Here is a 20,095-nt window from a genome sequence, read left to right as displayed (position 1 = left end):
GTGTACGAATTCGTCGAACCGAGCGCCGGCGTGGCCCGGGTGATGTACGACGCCGACGCCCACCACACCGCCAACCGCGTCGTACCGCTCGACGTACCGACCCCCACATGGATGCGCGCCCCGGGCAAGGCGCCAGGCTCGTTCGCGCTGGAGTCGGCGCTCGACGAACTCGCCGAGAAGTGCGGGATCGACCCCATCGAACTGCGTCTGCGCAACGAACCCGGCAAGGGGCCGGTGTCCGGGCTGCCGTTCGCCGGTCGCAACCTGACCGCCTGCTTCCGCGAAGGCGCCCGCAGGTTCAACTGGGCGGACCGGGACCCGCGCCCCGGAATACGCAAGGACGGACGCTGGCTGCTCGGTACCGGGACGGCGGCGGCCTCCTTCGGAGCGGGCGCCGCGCCCTCCACGGCCACCGCCACCGCACACGCGGACGGCACGTTCACCGTCCGGATCTCCGCGGCCGACATCGGCACCGGGGCCCGTACCGCACTCACCCTGGTCGCCGCGGACGCCCTCCAGGTGCCCCCGGAGCGGGTCCAAGTGCGCATCGGCGACAGCGACTTCGGCCCGGCGATGATCGCCGGCCGTTCGATGGGCACCCGCTCCTGGTCCTGGGCGATCACGACCGCGGCCGGCGAGCTGCGCGAGCGGCTGGCCGGCGGCACCGGCATACCGGAGGAGGGAATCACCGTCCGGTCGGACACCTCCGCTGCCATCGAGGCCCTCACCTCGGCCGAACGGCACTCGTTCGGCGCGCAGTTCGCCGAGGTCGCCGTGGACGTCAGCACCGGCGAGGTGCGCGTGCGCCGCATGCTCGGCATCTTCGCGGCGGGCCGGATCGTCAACCCGCTCACCGCACGCAACCAGCTCCAGGGCGGCATGATCTGGGGCATCTCCATGGCCCTGCACGAGGAGGCCCTGCGGGACCGCGCCTCGGGCGGCCACGTCGGCGCCGACCTCGCCGGCTACCACGTGGCCACACACGCCGACGTACCGCACATCGAGGCGGACTGGATCGACGACACGGACCCGAACGACCCGGTCGGCATCAAGGGCATCGGCGAGATCGGCATCGTCGGCGCCGCAGCCGCCATCGCCAACGCGATCTGGCACGCGACCGGCGCACGCCACCGCCACCTGCCCATCCGACCGGACCGCGTCCTCGCCGGGGGCCAGGCCGCGACGTCCGGGGGCCGAAGCACGGCGCCTCCGCACACGTCGCGGTAGGGCTCGGATCCGGCAGCCGCCGTCGGATCCGTCGTCGCCGCTCTGTTTGACCCCGGCCTTCCTCCCCACGTGCCATGGCCGGCCAGCTCCCCTCGCGAGTGGACACGCTTGTTGCTCGCTTTCGGGTGAGTGCTTCCTTCTTTCCGTGGCCGTCGTGACCGCCTTGACGCTTCTTGCGCGGTTCGTGATCAATCAGCACCGCAGCCTCCGGGGCGGGTGCCCCGTCCGGCATGCGGGGCCCGAGGGGCTCGGCCGTGGCCCCGCCGAATCGGTGCGTCAGACCATGGCGAGCCGGTCCACCAGCAGCTCCACCCTCGGCTCGGCGTACTCGTCCAGCAGGCGGCCCGTGCGGGTCAGGGTGGCGAGCCCGTGCAGGGACGCCCAGAACAACTCGGTGAACAGCCCTGGGTCGATGCCGTTCCCGGCGACCTCGCTCAGGGTCTCCATCAGCGCGGCGAAGGCGTCCTTCAGGGGCTCCGGGGTGTCCTCCTGCGCGTACGCCAGGCCGCCGTCGAGCTGGAAGATGGCGTCGTAGACCGCCGGGTTGCGCTCGGCGAAGTCGAGGTAGGCACGGGCCAGGGCGGCGACCCGTTCGCGCGGGCCGTCCACGCCGGCGGTCGCGGCCCGCACCGCCGCGGCCAGCTCGGCGGCACCCTCCAGGGCGACGGCGCCGATGATCTCGCGCTTGCCGCGGAAGTGGCTGTAGAGGACGGGCTGGCTGTACTCGATGCGCTCGGCGAGCTGGCGGGTGGTGACTGCGTCCCAGCCCTGCTGCTCGGCGAGTTCGCGGGCCGCCGCGACGATGAGGCGTTCGCGGGCCGCCCGTTCGCGATCCTTGCGTTCCTTTACCGACATGAATCGATCCTAGCACCGCTAGACATCCGAGCGACAGTAGCGCTAGCGTTGCCATGCCAGCTAGCAACGCTAGTTCACGGAGGGGTCCTCATGCTCGACACACTCGAAGTCGTCACCACCGTCGTCGTCGGCCTGATGGTGGGGGTGGAGTTCTCCGTCGCCTTCATCATGAACCGGATCCTGGACGCGCTTCCCGAGGACAGCGGCCAGCTCGGCCACGCCCACGGCGGCCGGATGCTCGGCGCCCTGATGCCGTTCTGGTACATAGGCTCGCTCGTCCTCAGCGCGATCTGGGCCGTCGCCGGATGGCACCACCACGGCGCCGGACTCGTCGTCACCGCCGCCGGCCTGCTGATCGTCAGCGTGGTCATGTCGATGCTGCTGCTCGTCCCGATCAACAACCGGAACAAGACCTGGACCCCCGACAACCGGCCCGCCGACTGGAAGCAGCAACTGCACCGCTGGGGCCGCTACCACTACCTCCGCGTCGCCGTCATCATCGCCGCCTTCACCCTGCTGGTCGCCGCCCTCACCTGACACCACCGCTGCTCCGACGAAGACCCGTAAGGAGAAGAGCAATGTCACTGAAGAAGATCAATACTGTTCTGACCGCCGCCTTCATCCTCTTCATCCTCTGGTTCGGGACGGAGTTCATCCTGAGCCCGGAGACGACGGCGCCGGGCTTCGGCCTGCCGAACTGGCCGTCCGGCGACGGCGCCGGCTTCCTGGTCATCAAGGGAATCCGCGACGTCGTCCTGGCTCTGGTCCTGGGCATCCTGCTGGTGACGGGCCACCGCCGGGCGCTGGGCTGGGTGCTGCTGGTGGAGGCACTCGCCGCGTACGGCGACATGACCACCGTGCTGGCCCACCACGGCTCCGTGGCCACCGCCCTCGGCGTCCACGGCCTGACCGCGACACTGATGGTGGTCAACGGCCTGCTGATGATGCGCGAAACACGCAAGACGTGCGTCATTGGCGTCCTCAGTCAGTCCCCACCGAGCGGCCTGCTGCTGGAGTGCTTCGCTGGCTTGGCGCTCGCGGTCGGTCCAGCCTAGTCGGCCGAGGACCGGTTGGACCGCCGCGGCGTCGACCAGGGAGCGGCAGCGCTCCTCGAAGTGCCCGAAGACGACCACGCGGAGATCGTCGTCGGCGTCATCGGCCCGAGCAGCAGCCTGTCGGGCTGCGGCGGCAGGCGCAGCAGGCTGGTCGACGGGGCGTTGAGCTGCTGCTCGGCTTGCGTGAGGAAGGAGAGGGCGTAGGGCGTCTCCTGGTGGGCGGCGACGCCGGGAAGGGCCAGGAGCCGTTGTGCTGCGGACAGCGCTCGCGGGATGCGGGCGGAGGCGTAGGCGACGCCGTCGCCGGTTGCCTGCGGGTGGGTCAGAATGCCGGCGAGGGCGCGTGCGCGGCGGGCCACGGCGTACAGGCGGTGTACCTGGCGGTCGAGTTCGGCGGCGGTGGAACGGGTGGATAGCTGGGGCATGGGCTGGACTCATCTCGGGTGCATGGTTTTCGTCCTCCCCGTGGGGGTCATGCGGCATGGCTCCGCCTGCGAGGTAGTCCGACAGGACATCGAGCGCGAGGCGTTCGGCGGCGTACAGGGCGGGGTAGTCGTAGGTGCGCTCGCTGCTGCGGCGGCCGTCGCCTGCCGCAACGTCGAAGGCGCCCGCCATGCTGGGGACGAGGTATCGGGTGGTGGTGCCATTCTTGCCGAAGAGGCCGCCGTCTCGGCCGTCGTGGAAACCCCGATTCTCGATGTGGGCGGCCGCCCAGTCGAGCAGGTCGGGGGCGTTCGTTGGCAACAGGGTGCTCTCGGTGCTGTAGCGCAGCGTCATAGGGGACTCCGTCGGGGTGTGTGCGGGCGGCACGGTGAATGGCTGCCATATGACCTTGGAAGCGGGGAGGGTTACGCCCGCCAGGCGCCGGGGAGTGCCCCGGGGACCATCCGTTGGTGGCGGGATGGGCCCCCGTGAGGGCGCGTGTGGTCGGCAGCTGCTGTCGGCATCAGCCGGGGAGGCAGGCCTTGTGGCTCGGGTACGAGCGGGCGAGGGAATGTGTGAGGCGGCGAGCCCCTCGTCCTGGTTGGTGTCAGGGGCGGGCGTGGGAGGGGTGGCGCAGGATGAAGAGGGCCTTAACTCGACTATCCGCCGCTGCGACCCGAGGACGAGATCTGGGCCAACCTCCTGGCGAAGCACCCGGTGCTCACCGGCGAGCACGCCGGCCTCGACGCTCTTGCCGAGGAGGGCGGCCTGGCGCTCGCTGGGCCCGTCGATCACCGCCCCAGACACCGTGTGCGAGTGCCTGACCTGGGAATCTGTCGATCCGGAGGGGGTGGTCTTCAATCGGCTCGATGACGTCTACCGGCCCGCGGCCAGGGGCGGCTGGCTCAAGTACAAGGTCCGCTAGACGACAGACGGAATCGTGGGTGCGGTCACCGGCTCGCTGGCCGGTCCCCGCACGCTGCTGCTCGGCCGGTACGACCCCGCCGGCCGGCTGGCCTACGTCGGCCGCACCACGCCCCTGCCCCCGGGCAGAAGTGGCCGCAGTCGCCGGTCTGCTCACCGCGGCGGGGGCCGGTCATCCGTGAACGGGCTGGTCGTTCTCCGCCCGATGGGGGAGACGCGAGACTCTGAACGTGACACTGGTGGAGCCCGAGCTGGTCATCGAGGTCGGCGTCGACGTCGCCCGGGACGCCTCCGGCCGGTGGCGCCACCCCGCACGCTGGCACCGCCCCTGCCCCGACCCTCAAGGACGTCCCCCTCATGGCGTCGCCGCTCTGAAACCGCCACCTGTTCGGACCAGACGGATGTCGTACGAGACTGCCCTGTCGAGAGGAAGGGGGGTGGGGTTACGGATACCGATTCCAGTTCCCAGCTGGCTGCCGGGGACCTCCTACCCCCCCATGGCCGCGAGTCCCTCACGATCTCCGTCCGGCCCAACGAGCTGCCCTGGCCCGCCCCGCGCCGTGGCCGGGTGACGGTCGGCTGCGTCGACGGCGAATGGCACGCCTTCCCCGCCCGGCTCGTCGCCCAGGTGCTCCGGCTGCGCGGCTGGCAGGTCGACTACCTCGGCGCCCGGACCCCCACCTCCCATCTGGTCGCCCACCTGCACCTCACCAACCCCGACGCCGTCCTGCTGTCCGCATAGCTGCCGACCCATCTGCCGACCGCCCACGCCGCCGTCACGGCCTGCCAGGCCATCGGCGTCCCCGTCCTGGCGGGCGGCCGGGCCTTCGGCGCGGACGGCCGCCGCGCCCGCCTGCTCGGCGCCGACCGGTGGGCGGCCGACGCCCGCGGCGCGGCCGCGGCGCTCGAGTCGGGCCTCGCCCGGCCCGGCCCGGCGGCGATCCGCCAGGTGGCGGACGACCTGCCGCACCTGGCCGACCAGGAGTACACGATGGTCGCCCAGTCCCGGCCCGTGCTCGTCAAACAGACCCTCGCCGACCTCGAAGCCCGGTTCCCGGCCATGCGCGGCTACGACGACGCCCAGCGCGAGCACACCGCGGAGGACCTCGCCCACATCGTCGACTTCCTGACCGCCGCCCTCTACGTCGACGACCCCGGGATCTTCACCGCGTTCCTGACCTGGACCGCCGACGTACTCGAAGCCAGACACGTGCCCGCCCGTTCCCTGCTGCTCGGCCTGGAGATCCTGGCCGGACAGCTCCGTGAGTTCCCCCGCACGCTCGGCCACCTGCGCGAAGGCAGTGCCGCGGTGCTCGACCGCCCCACCCGTCCTGTCCCCGGCCCCCACCTCCCCGCATGACCAACCTGCATCCCACCGAATTCACCGTCACCGTCTACCGCACGGCCGGCACGCTCACCGTGCGGGTGGCCGGCGAGCTCGATTACGACACCTGCGACGGCCTGACCGACATGGCCGCCCGGCACCTGACCGCCGACCAGGCGGAGCTGAGTGACGTACGGCTGGATTTCCGCGATCTGACCTGGATCGACTCCTCCGGCCTGTCCGCCCTGCTGACGGTTCGCCGCCGGGCCGCCGCCATCGGCGCCACGCTGTACCTGGACCACCGGCCCGACGTCCTGGAGCGCATGCTGCGCCTGACGAACGTGCTGGACCACCTCCTCGCCCCCGTGAGCGGGGAGGAGACCCGGGACTGGCGCCGAAGAACCGCGAGAGGTGACGCTTAGGCCGATCCAGACGACAGGGCCCAGGGGTTTCGTTCGCGCCGGTGCACATCCGTGCACCGGCGCGAAGGCGACGCCGCTCGCGAGCTCCGGGGCTGCCGGGTGGTGCCGGTCAGCGCGGTCCGTGGCCGAGCAGGGCGGCCCGCAGTTCGTGCTCGGTGATCTGCTCGGCGGGGCGGTGGAGCACCCAGCGGTGGGGTTCACCCTCCATGGGCAGCACCGAGACGACGGTCTGGAGCGGTGGCTGGCCGGCCTCGTCACGGACGAGCTGACGGATGACGACGGCTGTGTCGTCGTCCAGGCCGAGCAGGGCCCGTACGACATGGTTCAGTTCGCGCAGACGCGGGCTCGGCCAGGCGATCCCCGGGCGTGGTTGCAGGTGCATGGGGTGTCCTCGGGTGGTTCAGCCGGGTGGTGTGCGGGTGGTGGCCCAGGTGGCCGTCCCGGTGGGCGGCCGGGCGGCGCGGGGGCGTCCGGCCAGGGTCACCTGCCAGACGGCGAGCAGCAGCAGCGTGCCGGTTTCGGCGAGAAGGCTGAGGGCGGCTTGTGGCGCGGGTCGCAGACCGTGCTCGGTGAATCCGAACACCCCGACGGTGCGCGAAGCGGCGAAGCCGCCCAGGGCGCCGAGCGCGACGCCTGCCGCCGCGATCCTCAGCAGCAGGGGCGGTGTTCCGGCGAGCAGCAGGATGGCGAGGGCGAAGGAAGCGCCGGCCTGGAGCAGGAACAGGGGGCCGATGACGGGGATGAAGCGGTAGCCGTCGACGTAGAGCTGGGCGTGGAGGTATCCGCCGGCGGCGAGGGCCGCGGCGGTCGCCGGCCGCAGGAGGGCGGCGAGGACGCGTCGGGTGTTCATACGAGCCTCTGGTCCGTGATGGCCAGCTCGCGCTCGCCCCGGCGGTAGCCGACGCTGCGGATACCGAGAGCCTCCTTGAGCTGCCGGGCGGGGACGACCTGCGGCGTGGGGGCGGGAGCGCGGCCCGGGTGGGGCAGGGGATAGGCGGTGGTGGTGGCGGAGTGGAAGGTGATGTTGCCCTCGGTCTTGGTGAAGAGCTGGTGGACGTGCCCGTTGAGGCAGGTGACGGAGGAGAAGCGGCGCAGGAGGGCGATGACCTTGAGGGCGTCGTCCGTGCTCCAGCCCCACCGCGGGTACATGGCGAACAGCGGGATGTGGCTGAAGACCACGATGGGGGTGTCCGACGGCAGCCCGGCGAGGTCCTTGCGGACGAAGTCGATCTGGGCGTTGCCGAGGTGGCCGAGCTTCTCCAGGCTCAGGGTGTTGACCAGGGCGATGAAGTGCACGCCGTGGGTGTCGAAGCTGTACCAGCCGTCGCCGAGCGTGCCCGTGCCGAAGGTCCGCCGGTAGGCGCGGCCCGCGTCGCCGATGGAGTCGTGCTCGCCCGGCACGGTGAAGACGCGGTCCGTCCGCATCCCGGTCATCATCTGCTTGACCTGGTCGAACTGCCCGGCTGTGGACAGGTGGGTCAGGTCACCGCTGTGCATCACGAAGTCGGGCCGGAAGCCGAGCGTGTTGACCTGGTGGATCGCCTCGGAGAACGAGCCGGCCACATCCGTGTTGGCCGGCCCCTGGAACCCGATGTGGCTGTCGGAGACCTGTACGAACCGCAGCGCCCCGCTCTCGGCGGGGGCCCCGGTGCTGGCCCGGGCGGTGCCTTCCCGGGAGTCGGCGATCTGGCTGATCACCTGTCCACTGGCTACGGTGAGCACCACGGCGCCGCCGAACCAGGCGGTGTGCCGCATGAGCTGACGCCGGGTCATGCCGTGCTCGGTATCGGGCCGGCCGGTGTCCTCGGCCGGTGCTCCGTCGTGGCTGTTCCAGGGATCGGTCATCGGGTCACCTCCACGGTGGCGGTCATGAACGGATGGATGGTGCAGAGGTAGGCGTAGGTGCCGGGCTCGGTGAACGTGTGGCGGTAGGTGGCGTGGGTGGCCAGGGCGGCCGAACGCAACGGGCCGCCCGACCCGGTGATGGTGACGGTGTGGGCGTCGGTGTCCTGGTTGGTCCAGGTCACCGTCGTGCCCACCTTGATCTTCAGCGTGGCCGGGGAGAAGGCGAAGTTCCTGATCGCCACCGCGTCGCCGCTGACCGGCGCGGCCTGGGCGCCCTTGGCCGAGGGACTCGTGGGCATGGTCATGCTCATGCTCGGCATCGGCGGGGTGCCGGAAGCGGCGCCGCCCGGCCCCGTGGCGCCGGGCATCCCCGCCGTCCGGTGCTGACCCGGGCCGGGTGTGAGGGCGGCGGCTCCGGTCGCCGCGGAGTGCGACGACTGGCCGCATGCGCTGAGGAGCCCCAGGGCGCCGCTCGTGGCGACGATGACGACGGCCGCCCCGGCCGCGGCGCGTGACCGGCGGCCCGGCGCGCGAAGGTTCAGGTACATGGTGTCCGTTCCTCGTTGATCAGGCGGAGACGTGGACCGCGCCGGATCGGCGCGCGCACCCGCGCGAAGGTGTGGTGGATGCCGTGTTCGTGGGCGCGTGGCCCGCACCGGCCGGCCGGCGGACGGGCCGGGGTGTCGCCCCGTACCGCCGCTCGCCCCGGCCGTGCCCCGCGCCGCACGTGCGCCCCGGCGTGCCGCCGAGGTGCGGGCGGGGGCGGGGCGGACGGCGCCGGGAGCGTTCCCGCCGCGTGGCGTGTCCCGGCCGTCTCCGCCCCTCCTCTGCCGCGTGGGGAACCGGTGGGGAATCACGCCGGAGCCGGCTCTTGTCCCGCTCCACGGGCGGCGGGGGTCCCACGGTTCGACAGATGCGCACTTTTTCCGGACGAATCGGTATCACCGCAGGTCGGCCAGGGTCCCCGTCGCCACGCACACGGAGTGCCGGCGGTGCCGCGCGGACCGGCGGGAGCACCTCGCCCACGACACTCGGCGGACGTCACCCGTGCCTTCCCGTGCGTTACAGGACAAAGCCACACATATGCGCGACGATCGGCTCATGCCCTGGAACCGAAAACGTGGCCCGCGGACCCGGCCGGATCGCTCCGCGGACCGTGTCTCTGGTGAAGGGACGTTTTCGACCGCAGACGAGGAACTGCTGCGCACTCTGTACGCCGAGCACGCGGGACCCCTGTTCCACTACGTACTGCGACTGACCTCGGGAGACTGGCAATGGGCGGAGGACGTGGTGCAGGAGACACTGCTCCGGGCGTGGCAGCACCCCGATGCGTTCGACCCCGCACGCGGTCCGGCCCGGGCGTGGCTGTGCACGGTCGCCCGGCACCTGGTCATCGACGCCCACCGGGCCCGGCAGGCGAGACTGGCCGAGACCGGCGGCGAGGCGCTGGAGCGGGCCGCCGAGCAGAACCCGGGCGAGGACGAGATCGATCAGGCACTGCAGAGCTGGGCGGTCGCCGACGCCGTCCGGTCGCTGTCCCTGGACCACCGCGCCGTCCTGCTGGAGACCTACTACCGGGGCCGGACCATGGCGGAGGCGGCACGCGTGCTGGGCATCCCGCTGGGCACGGTGAAGTCGCGGACGTACTACGCCCTGCACGCCCTGCGGCTGGCGTTGCAGGAACGCGGGATCGAGCCGTGACCGGGTCGTGCGGGAGGTGGCGATCGTGAGCACGGAGCACGACGATCTCCGGCTGGCGCTCGGAGCGTACGTCCTGGGCACCCTGCCACCGGAGGAAGCGGAGCAGGTCCGAGCGCACCTCGTGCACTGCGCCGAGTGCCAGGCGGAACACGCCCGGCTGGCGGGACTGCCCGCGCTGCTGGCGACGGTGACCCCGGCGGAGGCTTCGAGGCCTGCGGTGCCGACGGCCGACGGGAACCTGGCCGACCGGCTGGTGGCACGGGCGGGCGAAACCGTGCGCGGCCAGTCACCCGAAGAGCCCGCGGTGCCCGCGGTGCCCGTGACACCGCACACGCGGGAGGGAGGCGTGCTGGAGAGACTGCTCCAGCAGGCCGCGACCCGGCGCCGCAGGACCCGGCGCCTGCAACTGGCCGGCGCGGCCGCCTCGGTGGCGCTCACCGCGGCAGCGGCCGGCGGCGCCTGGCTGGCCGCCGTCGGCACCGTGGGCAGCGTGGCGGCGCCGCCCGGGTCGAGCGCGACCGCGTTCACACGCACCTTCTCCGGAAGCGATTCCGCCACCGGCGTCTCCGCCTCGGTGCGGGTCTCGCCCTCCGTCTGGGGCAGTGTCCTGCAGGTCTCGGCCAGGGGGGCACCCGCCGGGACCACCTGCCGGCTGCAAGCGGTCGGCCCCGACGGAGCCAGGGCGGACGGCGCCACCTGGTGGGCCGGCAAGTACCCTTCCGGCACCACGATCCCCGGGACGGTCGCCATGGCCCCCGAGGCCATCCAGCACTTCGAGATCATCGCGGACAACGGTCAGAAGCTGGTCACGATGCGGGCGTGACCCGACGGCGGTTCGAGGAGGCCGGTGCTCAGGGCACCGGCCTCCTCCCGTGTGCGCGTGGCCGCCGTCGCCGGCCGCTTCCACCGCGCGGCACGGCTCCGGCGCCGGTACCTCCGTCGCCGGGAGGCCGACGGGCGTCGGCCGGGCCGGTACCCGGGCAGGGGCGTGCCTCCCCGGACCCGTGGGGCGACGCTCCGGCAGCGGCGTCTCCGCCCGGTTCGGCGGCGCCGCGCACCGGCCCCCGCCCGGCGCCAGCATCGGCGGGGAAGCGGGCCACGGTGCCCGGCCGGCCCGTGTCCGGCAGCGGATTCCGGCTCGGCGGCCCGGTGAGCCCGGCCGGGCCGCCGCCCTGAGACGAGCCGCAAGAAGTCGGGCGAAAAGGGCCGATTGCTCGAACCGTTCAGCATGCCTCAGCCGTGAAACCACATGAGCGCGCCTTGCAGGATCAGCCCGCCGACACCCCGAGTGGTTGCCGCTGGTGGTCCGCCCTCCCGGTCTCCCCACACTCACGGAAGAGCCAGAGAACGATGTTCGTGACCGACTCCCCCCGCACGGGTCCACAGCCCGGCCGACCCTGCCGCCACGAGGTGCAGCTCACCCTGCCCGCGCAGGAGGCGCACGTCGGCGCCGTCCGCCACTTCACGGCGGATGTGCTGGAAGCCTGGCAGGTACCCGCGAGCAAGCGGGACTCCGCCATCCTCATCATCGACGAACTCGCCGCCAACGCCGCCCGGTACGGCCGCGAGCGGATGACCCTGCGGCTCGTCCTCGACGACGGCACGCTGCACATCGTGGTCGCCGACTCCGGCAGGGCGGTGGAGCGCCACCGCCCCGACATCGCTCCCGACGAACACGGCCGCGGCACCGGCATCGTCCAGTACCTCGCCCAGTCGACCGAGGCCCACCAGACAGGCAGTGGCCGCGAGGTCCGCGCCCGGCTGCGGTGCTCGTCCTGACCAGGAGGAAGTGACCATGGACAGGACCCCGGACCACACCGAGGGCGTCGACGTCCCGCCCCTGCACGAGGCGTACGCCGACGCACCGGACCTGCGCCGCGAGATGCACCAGGTGCTCGCACTCGAAGCCGAACGCGACGGGCGCCGGGCCGGGCCCGGCACCGGCCCCCCGGCCGATGCGACGGCCGCCGAGCGCGTCCGGCTGCTGCGCCGGGCCGCCCTCATGGACCGGCTGGCCTGCGCCGCCCCCGGCCCGTGCCCGGTCGCGGCCGCCGCGGAGACCGCCGGACAACTCGTCCGGCACGACCGCCGCCACCCCGGCCTCGTGGCCGGTCCGCGTCATCCCGACACGATCACGCTCGCCCACAGCCGCCGCCTCTACGTCCGCCAGGAGTATGCCGCCTGGACGGCTGCCGGGCGCCCGGGAACCTGAACCGGCCCCGAGCTGGAGCGGCTGCGACCCGACCCGACCGGAAGAAGGAAACATGACCAGCGACGACAGCGACACCCGGCGACAGGAACGGCCGCGCGGTACGGGCGCCGGCGCATGCGGAAGGGCGGTGTGACGATGTTCCGCAACGCGCTGGAACCCTGGCACCTGCTGGTCCTGGCCGCGGTCGTGATCATGATATTCGGCTCGAAGAAACTGCCCGACACCGCCCGGGCGCTGGGCAAGTCCCTGCGGATCCTGAGGAGCGAGACCAGGGCGATGCGGGACGACGACGCCTCGGACGCCTCGGACGAGGCGCGCCCCGAGCACCGCACGTGAGGCCTCGGCATGCCCCGGCAGGTCCGCGCGCGGAAGAAGGACCCCGAGGGGCGGATGCCGCTCGCGGAGCACCTTCGTGAACTCCGCAACCGGCTCGCCAAGGCCGTCCTCGCCATCCTGGTCGTGACGGTCCTCGCGGCCTTCTCCTACAAGAAGATCATCAGCCTCCTGATCAGACCGGTCCTGGCATCGGTCGGCTGCCCGGCCTCCTTCGCCGGTCCGGCCGGGCAGACCGCGCACACCGTCTGCGCGCACATCACGATCAACGGTCTGCTCGCCCCCTTCACCCTGGCGCTGAAGGTCTCGCTGGTGGCCGGCGTCGTGCTGGCCTCTCCGGTATGGCTGTACCAGCTGTGGGCGTTCGCCGCCCCCGGCCTGCACCAGCGCGAGCGGAAATACGCCTGCGCGTTCGCCGGCACGGGCGTCCCGCTGTTCCTCGGCGGCGCCTTCTTCGCCTACGAGATGCTGCCCAGGACCGCGAGGGTGCTGATCGGCCTCACCCCGCACGGGGTGAACAACCTGCTGCCGCTGGACGAACTGCTCGACCTCGTCACCCGCATGGTGGTCGTCTTCGGTCTCGCCTTCGAGATGCCGCTGCTGCTGGTGATGCTGAACCTCACCGGAGTGCTGTCCGGCCGGCGGATGCTGGGCCGGTGGCGCGCCATGGTCGTGGGCATCACGGTCTTCTCGGCCGTGGCGACGCCGAGCACGGACCCGCTGACCATGCTGGCGCTGGCCGCGCCGATCTGGGCGCTCTACTTCGCCGCCGTCGCCTTCTCCCTCCTCGGTGACCGGCGCAGGGCGCCGAGGGGGCAGCCGTAGCCGCACGCACTGACAACGCGCTCAGACCGCGCGCCGGTCCTCCTTTGTCAACGGCCTGCTGATGATGCGCGAAACACGCAAGGCCGCGCCCGCTCCGGACATGCCCGCCCCGCAGCCCGCCTAGGCTGCAGGGATGGATGTGAGGGTAGAGATCGTTCGTGAAGCGGACCCGGAGCTGGTTAAAGCTTTGGGTCAGTTACTTCCTCAGCTCTCTGCGACTGCCGAGGCCCTCGACCACGAGGCGGTCGACCGGCTGGTCAAGTGCGACGCGAACAACGTGTTCGTCGCGCGGACGCCCGAAGCGATCGTGGGCTGTCTGACCCTTGTGCTGTCGCCTTTGCCGTCTGGGCTGCGAGGCCGGATCGAAGACGTAGTCGTAGATGGTGCCGCGCGTGGCCGCGGGATCGCGGGCCTTCTTACTCAGGAGGCTTTGCGGCTCGCTCATGAGGCGGGTGCCCGAACGGTGGACCTCACGTCCAGGCCGGATCGTGAGGCGGCGAACCGGTTGTATGAACGTCTCGGTTTTCAGGCCCGGCAGTCGCGGGTCTATCGCTTCCCGATCGGCCAGTAGGCCCTGGCCTTCGAGTGTCTGGTTGATTCCGCTGACGAACTTCATCGGTGGTGGGAGAGCGGGGCTCAGGGCCGCGATCTGGGCTCGGTCCACTGCCGGCCTCCAGCCGACCCGGCCGACCGGGCATGACCTTGCGCGGTGAGGACCTTGTCGCCGCCGACCAGGTCACTCAGCGGATCAGCTCGGACTGCGCCCGAGACTCTCGGCTCCCCGCAGAAGCGGCCAGAAGCGGCCGCGGACCGCATCCGCGCCAAGCTCGGCCCCGGCGCGGTCGGCCCCGCCGCCGCTCCGCTCCGCCACGCCTCCTGACCGCCCAGGAACACGGCCTGCCGGCCGTCGACGGTACAGGTCACAACCTGAACCCCGGTTCGTGTGAAGACAGGCATGGATGGAAAATGAGGGGGTAACCGCCGCCTCGTCGGCTCGCTTGGCGGCCGGCCGCGGCACTGACTCGACCTTGGGAGGGGAACTTCATGGCGCTCATGAGCACGCCGGCAACGGACACGCGGAACACAGAGCTGCCGGAAGTTGCCGACCCCTCCCGGGTCGCGCCGAAGGACGCCCGTGAGCTGTCACGCCTGTTCTTCGAGCAGCTGGCGGTGCTGGAGGAGGGCACGGCCGAGTACAGCTACGCCCGCAACACGCTGATCGAGATGAACATGTCCCTGGTCCGCTATGCGGCCGGCCGGTTCCGCAGCCGCGGTCCGGAGGAGATGGAGGACATCGTCCAGGTCGGCATGATCGGCCTGATCAAGGCCATCGACCGGTTCGAGCTGTCGCGGGAGGCGGAGTTCACCTCGTTCGCCATCCCCTACATCGTCGGTGAGATCAAGCGCTTCTTCCGCGACACCACCTGGGCGGTGCACGTACCCCGTCGGCTGCAGGAGGCCCGCGTCCAGCTCGCCCGGGCGACGGAGGAGCTGCGCAGCCGCCTGGGGCGTACCCCGACGGTGAAGGAGCTGTCGGAGCTGATGAGCCTGCCCGAGGAGGAGGTCCGCGAGGCGCGCCTGGCCGCCAACGGCTACAACTCCGCCTCCCTGGACGCCGCGATCGGCGGCAGCGAGGACGGCGAGGCCGCGCTGCAGGACTTCATCGGCACCGAGGACACCGCGCTGGAGCTGGTGGAGGACTTCCACGCCCTGGCTCCGCTGATCGCCGAACTCGACGCAAGGGACCGGCAGATCATCCACATGCGCTTCGTGGAGGAACTCACCCAGGCCCAGATCGGCGAACGCCTCGGCGTCTCCCAGATGCACGTCTCCCGACTGCTTTCGCGCTGCCTGGCCCGCCTGCGCGAAGGCCTGCTCACCACCGGCTGAGCCGGCACCGTCCGGAAAGGCCCGCCGCGTTCCGCGGCGGGCCTCGCGTCGTCATCGCGGGGCCGGCCAGAAGGCCGGTACGTGCCGGAGCAGGTTGCCGGAGGCGCGACCCGCACCGTTCGTCGGGCCTCAACTCCCCTTGCGGCAGGGTAGATGGGCACGGGGCCACGTGGCCTGCCTCGGCCGGTCAAGCGGTCAGGGCTTCGCCGGAGCCGTCCGCACCGGTGGGTATCACGGTGAACAGTTCGCTGGCCTCTGTCAGTTCCAGCAGGTGTGCGGGCTGGGTCTGCAGTCCGGCGACGGCGAGGAGGCCGCCTTCGGCGTGGAGACGGCGGCGCAGCTGGATCAGCAGGTTCAGGCCGCTGGAGTCCATGAAGGGCACTGCCGACAGATCCAGGCACAGCGCCTTGCCGGCCAGCGGGATGATGGAGGTGGCCTCGGCCAGTGCCGGGCAGGTCTGCAGGTCCATCTCACCGCTCACGGTGATCACAGTGCGGTCGGGTTGCTGCCGTGTCACCACGGTCAAAGCGTTCACGGTTCGCCCCTCGATTTTGGGGTCGAGCCCATCACGCCCTCCGGGACGGAGGGCATCAAGCACGCGGCATGGGGCCGCATACAGCCGAGCGAGACAACCCGCACCGCGTCCCGGTCACCGCGAAAATGACCTTCAGGACCGGCGCGGGGCCTCCCACCAGACCAGGCTGGTCGCCCTTCGAGCGTCGCACAGGCGGCCCCTGGCACACCAGGCACACAGCCTCGTGGCCGCCAGGCGCTCCTGCCTTGTGAGAGAGCAGCCTGGGGGAGTCACGAGTCGCTGTTCGAAGATGATTCGCCGTTCACCTGATGCGGCCCACCCGCTACCTGGCGGCGGTGGCGCTGTCGGGGTAGAGCGGGAAGATCTGATCGAGGCCGACGATGCGGAGCACGCGCAGCGTATGCGCGGGGACCGCGGCGAGGGCGACGTCGGCTTGTTGGGCGTGGGCGTGGTTGCGGGCGGCGATCAGGGCGCTGATGCCGCTGGAGTCGCAGAAGTCCATGCCGGTCAGGTCCAGGACGAGGCGCCGGCCCGGTCGGAGCGCCAGGGTGGTGAGCCGGGCAAGCAGCTCGGGGGCGGTGGTGTAGTCGAGTGCGCCGCTGATCTCCCAAACGGGACCGGTCGTGGCGTCTCGGGTGGTGATCTTCAGTGGGCTCATTCGCGGTTTCTGGTCTCAGGGGTGGGAGGCGGGGACGCCGAGGGCGAGCAGGGCGGTGTCGTCGTCGAGGCCGTCGCCGAAGCTGTCGAGCAGGCCGGTCAGGGCCTGGACGACGGCGTGTGGTGGTGTGCCGGCGTGGCTGGTCGCGAAGGCGAGCAGGCCGTCGTCCCCGTAGAGGCTGGTGCGGTCCTTCCCGGTGCGTGCTTCGGTGAGACCGTCGGTGTAGAGCAGGAGGGTGTCCCCAGGGCTGAGGACGGTGGCGGCGGTGGTGAAGCGGGCCTCGGGCAGCACCCCGACGAGGAGGCCGCCGGGGGTCGGCAGGTAGTCGGCTGTGCCGTCGGCGCGCAGGACCAGGGCCGGCGGGTGGCCGCCCGAAGCGAGGCGGACGGTTGTCTGTCCCGTGGCGGGGCCGGCCTCGAGGGTGCCGAAGACGGCGGTGCAGTAGCGAGGGTCTCCGCTGCCCGAATAGCGCTCGTGGAGCACCTTGTTGAGTGTGGTCAGGGCCGAGACCGGCTCGGGGTTGTGCAGGGCGGCGGCGCGCAGGGTGTAGCGGGTCAGTGAGGTCAGCGCGGCGGCCTCGGGACCTTTGCCGCACACGTCGCCGAGGAAGAACGCGAAGCGTTTGCCGTCGACGGGGAAGACGTCGTAGAAGTCGCCGCCGAGCCGGTCGGGAGAGGCGGTGTGGTAGTAGGCGGACGTCTCCACCCCCGGGACCTGCGGCAAGGTGTCGGGCAGCAGCGACTGCTGGAGCACGGCGAGGGCGTCCTGCAGCCGGGCACGGTCGGCCTCCGCCTGCTTGCGTGCCTCCTCGGCCGCCTTCCGGCCGCGCAGGAGCTCTTCTTCGTAGGCGCGGCGGTCCCGGGCGTCGAAGATGGTGGTGCGGATCAGCAGCAGCTCGCCCATGCTGCCGTACTTGATCACCGAGGAGACCAGCACAGGTATCCGGCCGCCACCGTCCTGCTTGATTTCCAGGGCGATGCCGCTGATCTCGTCCTGCATCCGCAGCAGCGGCGCGAAGTGCGTCTCGTGATAGAGCTTGCCGCCGACGGTCAGCAGGTCGGTGAACCGCATTCGGCCCACGACCGTCTGGCGTTCGAGGCCGAGCCAGTTCAGCAGAGTGGTGTTGATCTTCGCGATGGTGCCGTCCATCAGGGTGGACAGATATCCGCAGGGGGCGGACTCGTACAGGTCCTCGGCGCTGTCCTCCAGCAGCGCGGCGAACGCGGCATCCGCCGCCTTCTCGTCGCCGGCCTCGTGGGGATCGGGCTGCCGCCCGGTGCGGCACATCACCGCAGAGCCGCCAGGAACTTAAGGATCGCCTCATTGGTGGCTTCGGGCGCGGACAGGTGGGGGCAGTGCCCGGTCGCATCCAGGGTGACCAGCGTCGACCCGGGGATCGCCCGGTGGACGAAGGCGCCGACCTCCCGCGGCGCGATGACGTCCTGGCTGCACTCCAGCACCAGCGTCGGCACCGCCACCTGCTTCAGGTCGTCCCTGGAGTCCGACAGAAACGTGGTCCGGGCGAAGACGCGCGCCATCTCGGGGTCGGTGGCGCAGAAGCTGTTCTTCAGCTCCTCACCGAGCTCGGGCCGCTCGGCGTTGCCCATGATGAGCGGGGCCATCGCCGCCGACCAGCCCAGGTAGTTGGCCTCCAGGGACGCCAGCAGTTCATCGATGTCGTCGGCGCTGAAGCCGCCCCGGTAGCCGTCGTCGTCGATGTAGCGGGGAGACGGGGCCACCATCACCAGCGCACCGATCCGCTCGGGAGCCGTGCCGGCGGCCAGCACCCCGGTCATCGCGCTGACCGAATGCCCCACGAACACCGCATCGCGCAGGTCGAGCGCCTCGCACACCTCCACCACATCACCCGCGTAGCCGTCCAGGGAGGAGTAACGGTCCTCCTGGAACGCGGACGGCTCCGAGCGGCCCGAACCTACATAGTCGAACAACACGACCCGGTAGTCCTCGGCCAGCGCAGGGACGGTCAGCCGCCACATGTTCTGGTCACAGCCGAAGCCGTGGGCCAGCACCACCGGGCGCCCCTGCGGGTTGCCGGTGACGGTGACGTTGTTCCTGCGAACGGTATCCATCTCGTCAGTCTCTCAAGCTTTGGCCACTGCTCCGGTACGGCATCGAATCGGCCCAGGGTCCACACGCCACCTCTACAACCGGTCCGACGCGGCCACCGCCGGCGAAGGGCGCCCGGCCCGCGAGCCGGCCGGACGAACGCCGGAGAGGCGACCTGGCAGCAGGCGGCGAGAAGGGTGCCGGTGCCGCCGGAGTACGTGAAGGTCCCGACATGTCCATTCGAAACACTGCCCGGGACATCGTAGGAGCGACACCAGATGGGGCACAGCCAACAGTCTCCCGCCATGTCCAAGGGGATTTCCGAGCCGATCAGGGGTACACGCGGCTGGATGGAGGACGAGTGAAGGTGACGCCGATGAAACGGGCCCTGTCGGGCGAGGACAACGTGGCATTCATGGCATTCCACCCCATGGACGGCCCCCTGCACGCCTCGGCAGCTTTCGAGGGGCAGGGTTCCTGCATCGCCGAGGCACGCGACATGGCCGTCGGCTTCTTGACCCGGATGCGTACCGAGCACGGCGTCGCCGTCTCCCAGCGAGCCCTGGAACTGACGCGGCTGGTGGTGAGCGAGTTGGTCACCAACGCCTGCAAGTACGCCGCCGGCCCCATCCTGCTGGATGTGCGCATCGCCGGTGAGCTGGTCGAGATCCAGGTGTGGGACTGCGATCCGGTGCTGCCGATGGCGCGGGCCGCGGAGGCGGGCCGGGTGGGGCAGCATGGCCTGGAGATCGTGATGGCGGTCTGCCAGGGCTTTGAAGCGATGCGGGAACCGGTCGGCAAGCGCATCATCGCGCGCCTGGCGCTGAAAGACGATCCGCTCGGTCACGTCACAAAGCGCCCCGTTGGGCATCAGGCGACGGCGTGACCACCACCGCCTGATGACAGGCGCCTTGGGGCTTGCGTCGAATGCGACGACGAGTTCGACGGTTGCGGTACCACCGCAGCCAAGCCGCGGGCCTTGGCGGAGGAACGACACACAACCGCTCCGGCGTTCAGCGCCTGCTGCCGCCGGGGGCCGGCAAGCCGGTGAGCCCGGCAATCCCCTCCGGGGACGGCTTGAAGCAGCGGCGGACGCTCTCCGGCCCCGCTTCGCCGACGCCAGAGCACTCACGTCCTACGCCGGGTCCACCCCGGTCACCCGCGCCTCCGGCAAGCAACGCTTCGGCGGCCGACGCTTCGTCGAGAACAACCCGCTCCTGCACGCGGGCTTCCTCCGGGCCTTCTCAGCCCTCCAGCCTCGCCCGGCGGGCATCTCCTCCTCGCCGGCCACATAGGCACCGGTGAGCACCGCCGTCCGACACACGGCTATGGCGGCCACCCGGTGTCCTACGCGTCGTATCGGCTGCCCGCACACCAGCTCGCCGAGCTGCTGAACCAGGCCGGATTCACCATCACCGCTCAGCTGGTGCAGGAGCCCGACGAGAAACGGAACTGGAAGTTCGCCAGTTTCCTGGCCCACAAGCCGACGACCGAGGAACCAGCTTGACTTCCTGGCGCCCTGAGATGTCTTGCCACGGAACTGCTTCGGGTGGATCCGGTCGCCGGGACCCCAGCGGCCGCCCACCAGGGCCGACGGAGGTTTCCTGGGGCAGCGCATCTCAGTGACTCCGTCCGGTCAGCAGGCGATCGGAACCCAGGTGTGCACGGGGAAGGAGTAGGGGGAGGAGGAGGTGTCCCGGAGGGTCGACAGGATGTCGAGTTCGGCGCCGGTGGGCGGGGCGACCAGTCTGAACGTCTGCCAGGCGTCACCGGTGGAATCGGTGGTGCCGGACGCTCCC

Annotated in this window: 24 protein-coding genes and 2 pseudogenes; 16 read left to right on the top strand and 10 right to left on the bottom strand. The window is 71.3% G+C overall.

Annotated features, from left to right (window positions below; all coding sequences use genetic code 11):
- Positions 1–1,227 (top strand): xanthine dehydrogenase family protein molybdopterin-binding subunit (locus tag FHS34_RS41465; protein ID WP_184976004.1); only part of this gene is annotated, 1,227 nt, incomplete at its 5' end.
- A 276-nt stretch (positions 1,228–1,503) separates the two neighbouring features.
- Here FHS34_RS41465 and FHS34_RS41460 read toward each other — a convergent pair.
- On the bottom strand, positions 1,504–2,082 hold the full coding sequence (locus FHS34_RS41460; protein WP_184976001.1) for a TetR/AcrR family transcriptional regulator: 579 nt from the start codon (positions 2,080–2,082) through the stop codon (positions 1,504–1,506).
- Between the two features lie 90 nt (positions 2,083–2,172).
- On the opposite strand from FHS34_RS41460, the gene FHS34_RS41455 reads away from it, so the two are divergent.
- Both FHS34_RS41455 and FHS34_RS41450 read left to right on the top strand, forming a co-directional pair.
- Positions 2,173–2,619: an anthrone oxygenase family protein gene (locus FHS34_RS41455; protein WP_184975998.1), complete on the top strand. Its 447-nt coding sequence runs from the start codon at positions 2,173–2,175 to the stop codon at positions 2,617–2,619.
- 41 nt (positions 2,620–2,660) lie between these two features.
- Entirely contained in the window at positions 2,661–3,137 is a 477-nt protein-coding gene (locus FHS34_RS41450; RefSeq protein ID WP_225818026.1) for a DUF4267 domain-containing protein, read from the top strand.
- On the opposite strand, the gene FHS34_RS41445 is transcribed toward FHS34_RS41450, so the two are convergent.
- A complete protein-coding gene (locus tag FHS34_RS41445; RefSeq protein WP_225818024.1) occupies positions 3,134–3,562 on the bottom strand; it encodes a hypothetical protein in 429 nt (142 codons plus the stop codon). The genes FHS34_RS41450 and FHS34_RS41445 overlap by 4 nt on opposite strands.
- A 1,475-nt stretch (positions 3,563–5,037) precedes the next feature.
- Here FHS34_RS41445 and FHS34_RS41440 point away from each other — a divergent pair.
- Together FHS34_RS41440 and FHS34_RS41435 are read left to right on the top strand one after the other, a co-directional pair.
- Positions 5,038–5,844, top strand: a pseudogene (locus FHS34_RS41440) (cobalamin B12-binding domain-containing protein); the annotation flags it as partial.
- Positions 5,841–6,230 (top strand): STAS domain-containing protein, encoded by a 390-nt coding sequence (locus FHS34_RS41435; RefSeq protein ID WP_184975995.1) that lies wholly within the window; start codon positions 5,841–5,843, stop codon positions 6,228–6,230. The pseudogene FHS34_RS41440 and the gene FHS34_RS41435, both read left to right, overlap by 4 nt.
- 109 nt (positions 6,231–6,339) lie before the next feature.
- Here FHS34_RS41435 and FHS34_RS41430 read toward each other — a convergent pair whose 3' ends face one another.
- The 4 genes from FHS34_RS41430 to FHS34_RS43260 are packed head-to-tail and all read right to left on the bottom strand — an operon-like array spanning position 6,340 to position 8,623.
- A complete protein-coding gene (locus FHS34_RS41430) occupies positions 6,340–6,612 on the bottom strand; it encodes a hypothetical protein (RefSeq protein ID WP_184975992.1) in 273 nt (90 codons plus the stop codon).
- Between the two features lie 18 nt (positions 6,613–6,630).
- The gene (locus FHS34_RS41425) at positions 6,631–7,080 is read right to left on the bottom strand and encodes a hypothetical protein (protein WP_184975989.1); all 450 of its coding nucleotides are present in this window, start codon (positions 7,078–7,080) and stop codon (positions 6,631–6,633) included.
- Positions 7,077–8,075 carry a metallophosphoesterase family protein gene (locus tag FHS34_RS41420; RefSeq protein WP_221510119.1) on the bottom strand — a complete coding sequence of 333 codons (999 nt, stop codon included), beginning with the start codon at positions 8,073–8,075 and terminating at the stop codon, positions 7,077–7,079. The genes FHS34_RS41425 and FHS34_RS41420 overlap by 4 nt, the downstream gene beginning before the upstream one ends.
- Positions 8,072–8,623 (bottom strand): cupredoxin domain-containing protein, encoded by a 552-nt coding sequence (locus FHS34_RS43260; RefSeq protein ID WP_225818022.1) that lies wholly within the window; start codon positions 8,621–8,623, stop codon positions 8,072–8,074. The genes FHS34_RS41420 and FHS34_RS43260 overlap by 4 nt, the downstream gene beginning before the upstream one ends.
- A 553-nt stretch (positions 8,624–9,176) precedes the next feature.
- Between FHS34_RS43260 and FHS34_RS41410 the strand changes: the two genes are divergently transcribed.
- From FHS34_RS41410 to FHS34_RS41375, 8 genes are all read left to right on the top strand, one after another.
- Positions 9,177–9,776 (top strand): sigma-70 family RNA polymerase sigma factor, encoded by a 600-nt coding sequence (locus FHS34_RS41410; protein WP_184975987.1) that lies wholly within the window; start codon positions 9,177–9,179, stop codon positions 9,774–9,776.
- Positions 9,777–9,801: 25 nt separating this feature from the next.
- On the top strand, positions 9,802–10,599 hold the full coding sequence (locus FHS34_RS41405; RefSeq protein WP_184975984.1) for an anti-sigma factor family protein: 798 nt from the start codon (positions 9,802–9,804) through the stop codon (positions 10,597–10,599).
- 533 nt (positions 10,600–11,132) lie between these two features.
- Positions 11,133–11,555 (top strand): ATP-binding protein, encoded by a 423-nt coding sequence (locus FHS34_RS41400; RefSeq protein ID WP_225818020.1) that lies wholly within the window; start codon positions 11,133–11,135, stop codon positions 11,553–11,555.
- Positions 11,556–11,571: 16 nt separating this feature from the next.
- Positions 11,572–11,988: a hypothetical protein gene (locus tag FHS34_RS41395; RefSeq protein ID WP_184976012.1), complete on the top strand. Its 417-nt coding sequence runs from the start codon at positions 11,572–11,574 to the stop codon at positions 11,986–11,988.
- Between the two features lie 135 nt (positions 11,989–12,123).
- Positions 12,124–12,324 carry a Sec-independent protein translocase subunit TatA gene (tatA, locus tag FHS34_RS41390; protein WP_184976009.1) on the top strand — a complete coding sequence of 67 codons (201 nt, stop codon included), beginning with the start codon at positions 12,124–12,126 and terminating at the stop codon, positions 12,322–12,324.
- 9 nt (positions 12,325–12,333) lie between these two features.
- The gene (gene tatC, locus FHS34_RS41385) at positions 12,334–13,146 is read left to right on the top strand and encodes a twin-arginine translocase subunit TatC (protein ID WP_184975982.1); all 813 of its coding nucleotides are present in this window, start codon (positions 12,334–12,336) and stop codon (positions 13,144–13,146) included.
- 133 nt (positions 13,147–13,279) lie between these two features.
- Entirely contained in the window at positions 13,280–13,717 is a 438-nt protein-coding gene (locus tag FHS34_RS41380; RefSeq protein WP_184975979.1) for a GNAT family N-acetyltransferase, read from the top strand.
- 473 nt (positions 13,718–14,190) lie between these two features.
- A complete protein-coding gene (locus FHS34_RS41375) occupies positions 14,191–15,036 on the top strand; it encodes an RNA polymerase sigma factor SigF (protein ID WP_184975976.1) in 846 nt (281 codons plus the stop codon).
- Positions 15,037–15,223: 187 nt separating this feature from the next.
- Here FHS34_RS41375 and FHS34_RS41370 read toward each other — a convergent pair whose 3' ends face one another.
- The 4 genes from FHS34_RS41370 to FHS34_RS41355 form a co-directional block, all read right to left on the bottom strand.
- Complete coding sequence (locus FHS34_RS41370) at positions 15,224–15,553, bottom strand: STAS domain-containing protein (RefSeq protein ID WP_225818028.1); 330 nt, start codon at positions 15,551–15,553, stop codon at positions 15,224–15,226.
- A gap of 340 nt (positions 15,554–15,893) precedes the next feature.
- Positions 15,894–16,229 carry an STAS domain-containing protein gene (locus FHS34_RS41365; protein WP_184975970.1) on the bottom strand — a complete coding sequence of 112 codons (336 nt, stop codon included), beginning with the start codon at positions 16,227–16,229 and terminating at the stop codon, positions 15,894–15,896.
- Positions 16,230–16,244: 15 nt separating this feature from the next.
- The gene (locus FHS34_RS41360; RefSeq protein ID WP_184975967.1) at positions 16,245–17,516 is read right to left on the bottom strand and encodes a SpoIIE family protein phosphatase; all 1,272 of its coding nucleotides are present in this window, start codon (positions 17,514–17,516) and stop codon (positions 16,245–16,247) included.
- The gene (locus tag FHS34_RS41355; RefSeq protein ID WP_184975964.1) at positions 17,516–18,319 is read right to left on the bottom strand and encodes an alpha/beta fold hydrolase; all 804 of its coding nucleotides are present in this window, start codon (positions 18,317–18,319) and stop codon (positions 17,516–17,518) included. The genes FHS34_RS41360 and FHS34_RS41355 overlap by 1 nt, the downstream gene beginning before the upstream one ends.
- A gap of 407 nt (positions 18,320–18,726) precedes the next feature.
- On the opposite strand from FHS34_RS41355, the gene FHS34_RS41350 reads away from it, so the two are divergent.
- The 3 genes and pseudogenes from FHS34_RS41350 (at position 18,727) to FHS34_RS41340 (ending at position 19,803) form a co-directional block, all read left to right on the top strand.
- The gene (locus FHS34_RS41350) at positions 18,727–19,182 is read left to right on the top strand and encodes an ATP-binding protein (RefSeq protein ID WP_184976006.1); all 456 of its coding nucleotides are present in this window, start codon (positions 18,727–18,729) and stop codon (positions 19,180–19,182) included.
- Between the two features lie 166 nt (positions 19,183–19,348).
- Positions 19,349–19,561, top strand: a pseudogene (locus FHS34_RS41345) (transposase); the annotation flags it as partial.
- Between the two features lie 77 nt (positions 19,562–19,638).
- Positions 19,639–19,803: a hypothetical protein gene (locus FHS34_RS41340; RefSeq protein ID WP_225818018.1), complete on the top strand. Its 165-nt coding sequence runs from the start codon at positions 19,639–19,641 to the stop codon at positions 19,801–19,803.
- The last annotated feature ends 292 nt before the right edge of the window (positions 19,804–20,095 follow it).

Source organism: Streptomyces echinatus, assembly GCF_014203595.1.
Lineage (GTDB): Bacteria > Actinomycetota > Actinomycetes > Streptomycetales > Streptomycetaceae > Streptomyces > Streptomyces echinatus.
This window is presented reverse-complemented; position numbering and strand designations above follow the sequence as displayed.